The sequence below is a fragment of the Aminobacter sp. P4_H6_2 genome (assembly GCF_056400805.1).
The window spans coordinates 1-4,390 of the sequence record NZ_JBFUKO010000466.1; the positions used below are offsets into that span (position 1 = coordinate 1).

At 61.5% G+C, this 4,390-nt stretch carries 5 protein-coding genes; all 5 read right to left on the reverse strand.

The window, feature by feature from the left end:
- Positions 1-3 precede the first annotated feature (3 nt).
- The gene (locus tag AC1DUU_RS24410) at positions 4-1,044 is read right to left on the reverse strand and encodes a glutamine synthetase beta-grasp domain-containing protein (RefSeq protein WP_476785963.1); all 1,041 of its coding nucleotides are present in this window, start codon (positions 1,042-1,044) and stop codon (positions 4-6) included.
- A 211-nt stretch (positions 1,045-1,255) separates the two neighbouring features.
- Entirely contained in the window at positions 1,256-2,050 is a 795-nt protein-coding gene (locus tag AC1DUU_RS24415) for an ATP12 family chaperone protein (RefSeq protein WP_476785964.1), read from the reverse strand.
- Between the two features lie 2 nt (positions 2,051-2,052).
- A complete protein-coding gene (locus AC1DUU_RS24420) occupies positions 2,053-2,979 on the reverse strand; it encodes a DMT family transporter (protein ID WP_476785965.1) in 927 nt (308 codons plus the stop codon).
- A gap of 117 nt (positions 2,980-3,096) precedes the next feature.
- On the reverse strand, positions 3,097-3,747 hold the full coding sequence (locus AC1DUU_RS24425; protein ID WP_476785967.1) for an HAD family hydrolase: 651 nt from the start codon (positions 3,745-3,747) through the stop codon (positions 3,097-3,099).
- A 35-nt stretch (positions 3,748-3,782) separates the two neighbouring features.
- A partial coding sequence (locus tag AC1DUU_RS24430; RefSeq protein ID WP_476785966.1) for an RluA family pseudouridine synthase occupies positions 3,783-4,390 on the reverse strand: 608 nt, incomplete at its 5' end.

A 4,390-nucleotide genomic window follows, 5' to 3' on the forward strand; every position in this document is an offset into this window, starting at 1 on the left:
CGCTTACGCAGCCGCCTTTTTCTCGAAGCTTGTCGGTACCTCAGCGATCGTCTTCAGGATCTGCGAAGCGATCTGGTAGGGGTCGCCCTGCGAGTTCGGGCGACGGTCTTCGAGATAGCCGCGATAGTCGTCACGAACGAAGCTGTGCGGCACGCGGACCGACGCGCCGCGGTCGGCGACRCCCCAGGTAAAGACGTCGATCGAAGCCGTTTCGTGCTTGCCCGTGAGACGCAGGTGGTTGTCAGGCCCGTAGACCGCGATGTGTTCTGCGCGCGCTTCGCCGAAGGCCGCCATCAGCGCTTCGAAATAGGCCTTGCCGCCGGTCTCGCGCATGAAGGCCGTCGAGAAATTGGCGTGCATGCCCGAGCCGTTCCAGTCGGTGTCGCCCAACGGCTTGCAGTGATACTCGATGTCGATGCCGTATTTTTCGGTCAGGCGCTGCAGCAGGTAGCGAGCAAGCCACATCTCGTCGGCGGCCTTCTTCGAGCCCTTGCCGAAAATCTGGAATTCCCACTGGCCCTTGGCCACTTCGGCATTGATGCCTTCGTGGTTGATGCCAGCGGCGAGGCAGAGGTCGAGATGTTCCTCGACGATCTGGCGCGCGATGTCGCCAACGGCCTGATAGCCGACGCCGGTGTAGTACAGGCCCTGCGGTGCCGGGAACCCTGTTTCGGGGAAGCCAAGCGGACGGCCGTCCTTGTAGAAGAAATATTCCTGCTCGAAACCGAAYCAGGCSCCATCATCCTCCAGCACGGTGGCGCGGGTGTTCGATGCATGCGGCGTGACACCATCCGGCATCATGACTTCGCACATGACGAGCACGCCATTGATGCGCGCCGGGTCGGGATAAACGGCAACCGGCTTCAGGACACAGTCCGAGCTCTTGCCTTCGGCCTRCATGGTCGAGCTGCCGTCAAAACCCCAATAGGGAAGCTGCTCCAGTTTGGGGAATTCGGCATACTCCTTGACCTGCGTCTTCCCGCGAAGATTGGCCACAGGAGTATATCCGTCCAGCCAAATATACTCGAGCTTGTACTTCGTCATGCTAACCTCTCAGTGTCGTGCCTGTCTGCCATTGGCGGCGTTAGTCGAAATGAGAGATGCAAACCCCGTGCCAATTGAAAATCCCCGTATCCGCGCCTGAAGTCGAAGGCGTGGAATACGGGGATGATCAAAAAATAGGCAGATTAAGACAGCGGCGCTGACATTCTGCACAAGAGCTGGGCGGAGACCCGCCGAATGCTCGGCGAACGTGTCAGTCGGCCTTCAGCGCCTCAAGCAGCGCCACCGCCGACAGCATGTCGCGCTTGCGGTTGGCGCGGCGGGCGACGGCTTCGGAATCCTGACCCCAATGCTCGATCTGCCAATCCTCGTCGACATGGGCGGCAGTCCAGGCTTCTTCGGCGGTGATTTCACCCATCTCGACCGCCAGCGCCAAAAGAGCTGAGCCGGTCAACGTGGTCATCAGGTGCAGTGACGCCAGGCGCATCGGCTCGGCGCGCTGCGACAGGTGAACGCCGAGTGCTGCGATCGCTGCGCGCGGCTGCTCGACATGCATGACGCCTTCGGCCACGACGAAATGCGCGCCGAGCGACGCCCGCGCCCAATCGATGATCGGGTCCCATGCCTCGGCCTGCCGCTCGACAAGCCGTTCCGGGTGATCGGCGCGATAGCAAAGCAGGTCGGACGACGAAAAACGCAAGATATCTTCGAGCACCGCCTGCGGGTCGGTGGCGACACCGTCGATGGCCGTGTTGACCAGGCGCAGGACCGGCATGGTGAAGGGATCGATGGTCTCGACCTGGGCTGCGAACTCGTCGGCGACCAGCTGTGCCGCGGCTGCGGTCGGCAGGGCAAGCAACGCCCTGCCCGGCGTGCGCACGGTCTTGCCGTCGAGTTGAACGGCATGGCCTTCGTCCACAGCCGCAACCGAAGCCGTTTCATAGAACCGCTTGGGCAGTTGCTTGCGCAACGTGCTTTGCGCGCGGCGGATCGGATCTGGATCGGACAGGCCGTCGCTGGTTTCGAGGTCAGTTAGAATGTCTCGCATCTCTACTCCGCTACGGCCACGCGTTTCCGCGAGGGCCGATTTACAATGATCAGCCCGGCCACGATGAGGCCGAGCGCCAGAAAAATGTTCCATGTCAACGGCTCGCCGAGCACCAGCCAGCCGCATATCACGCTGAAAGCCGGCGACAGGAAGGCAAAGCTGGAAAGGCCCGCCGCAGGATAACGCCGCATCAGCCAGAACCAGAGAATATAGGTAAACGCAACGACATAAACAGCCTGAAACAGCAACGCGCCGGTGGCCACGGTCGAGACATCGCGGATCGCGGGACCGGCAAGCGATACCAGCGGTATCGCCATGAGCGCGGATACGACCAGCTGATAGAGCAGCACTTTTTCGGCACCGGCGATCGACAGCTTCGAGCCCTTGATCACCAATGTGGTCAATGCCCAAAGCAACCCGGCCACCAGGCTCAACAGGTCGCCGACCAGCGTCGATGAACCTGTCGCGCCGAGCTTGTCGGAAAAGACCACCGCTACACCGCCGAAAGCCAGAAGCAGGCCGAGGAACTTCTGCATCGACATCCGCTCGCCGAGCCAGAAATGCGCGCCGATCAGAATCCAGAACGGCATCGTGTTGACCAAAAGCGAGTTACGCGCGACCGTGGTGTATTCAAGGCTGACGAAAACCAGGATGAACTCGGCGCCGAATAGCAGGCCGGCAGCGATGCCCGCCCACAAGGTGCCGTCCCTGCTAAACAGCGGAACACGGCGATAAAGGCACCACAAGAACACCAAGACGCAGCCGATGCCCGAGCGCGCCACGTTGAGGAAAATCGGATTGTAGCCGGTGGTTGCGAGCTTGGCCGCGACGCCGTTCATGCCCCACGACATCGTCAGCAAGAGCATGAACGCGACAGCAGCCGCATCGATGCTGTCGCGACGATCCAACGGCTGCGTTGTGGCTGTCATGAAATTCTCCACGCTCGCCGAGCGCAATCCAGATGGTCAAATGCCGGCGTGATCGTGCATCGGGCGGCGCAAGGCAGGCGGCAACATAAGGCAGGACGCCGCCTAGCAGTTGGTCCGCTAGTCGATAAGGGCAAGCAACTCGCTTGGAGTGGTCAACACGGCATGCGCACCGGTGGCAAACAAGCCGTCGCGGTGGTGGTAGCCCCACGAAACGCCGATGGCGCGCGCGCCGGCGCTCCTGGCCATCTGCATGTCATAGATGGCGTCGCCGACCACATAGGTCGAATCCGGATCGATGCCGGTTTCGGCACAGCATTCCAGCACCATGGCCGGATGCGGCTTGGACGGGCAGTCGTCGGCGGTGCGAATGGTCACGAAATGGCGCTCGAAACCGTAGGTTTCCAGAACTCTTTGGACACCCCGGCGCGACTTGCCGGTGACCATGCCAATCAGCACGTCGTCGCGTTTGGCCAGCGTTTCGATCAGCTCGGCAATGCCGTCATAAAGCGGCTCATGGAAGTTTGGCAGCTGACGCGAAGCGATGAAATGCTCCTTGTAGCGCTCGGCGAGACGGGCGCATTCGGCGTCGCGCGGCCGTTCCAACAAGGTCGCAATCGCAAGGTCGAGCGTCAGTCCGATGATGCTTTTGGTCGCTTCTGGCGTTGGTTCGGGCAGGCCGGCTTCACGAAAGGTCGCCACCATGCAGCCGTGGATGATGTCGGCGCTGTCGACCAGTGTGCCGTCGCAATCAAACAGGACAAGCTTCAGCGACGCGGATGTGTTGTCATCCGACGAAGCAGCCGTCACGCCGGCTCCCCGCTTTCGTCGTCGAAGCCAATCAGGTTCCAGCTCTGGCGCATATGCGGCGGCATTGGAGCGGTGACGTCGATGATACCCTTGTCGGGATGCGGGATGACGATGCGGCGCGCATGGAGATGCAGTTTGTTTTGCAGACCACCAGGGAACTCCCAGTTGGTGTCGTGTTCGAAATATTTGGGATCGCCGATGATCGGGCAGCCAATATAGGCGGCATGCACGCGCAGTTGGTGCGTGCGGCCGGTATAAGGCTCCATTTCCAACCAGGTCATGGTCTGGGCAGCCTGCTCGAGCACACGGTAATATGTAACCGCGTGGTCAGCGCCCTTTTCGCCATGCTTGGCGACGCGCATGCGGTCGCCGTCGGGCGTCTGTTCCTTGATCAGCCAGGTCGAGATCTTGTCTTCGCGCTTGGGCGGCGCACCCTTAACCAGCGCCCAATAGGTCTTTTTGGTTTCGCGTGCGCGGAAGGCTTCGGCGAGTTTCATCGCCGCCAGACGCGTACGCGCCACGACCAGCACGCCCGAAGTGTCACGGTCGAGACGGTGCACCAGGCGCGGCTTCTCGCCCTTCTTGCTGCGCCAGGCCTCAAGCA

Coding starts and splice junctions, on each gene's coding strand:
- AC1DUU_RS24415 (WP_476785964.1), bottom strand. CDS start 2,050: ATGCGAGACATTCTAACTGACCTCGAAACCAGCGACGGCCTGTCCGAT.
- AC1DUU_RS24420 (WP_476785965.1), bottom strand. CDS start 2,979: ATGACAGCCACAACGCAGCCGTTGGATCGTCGCGACAGCATCGATGCG.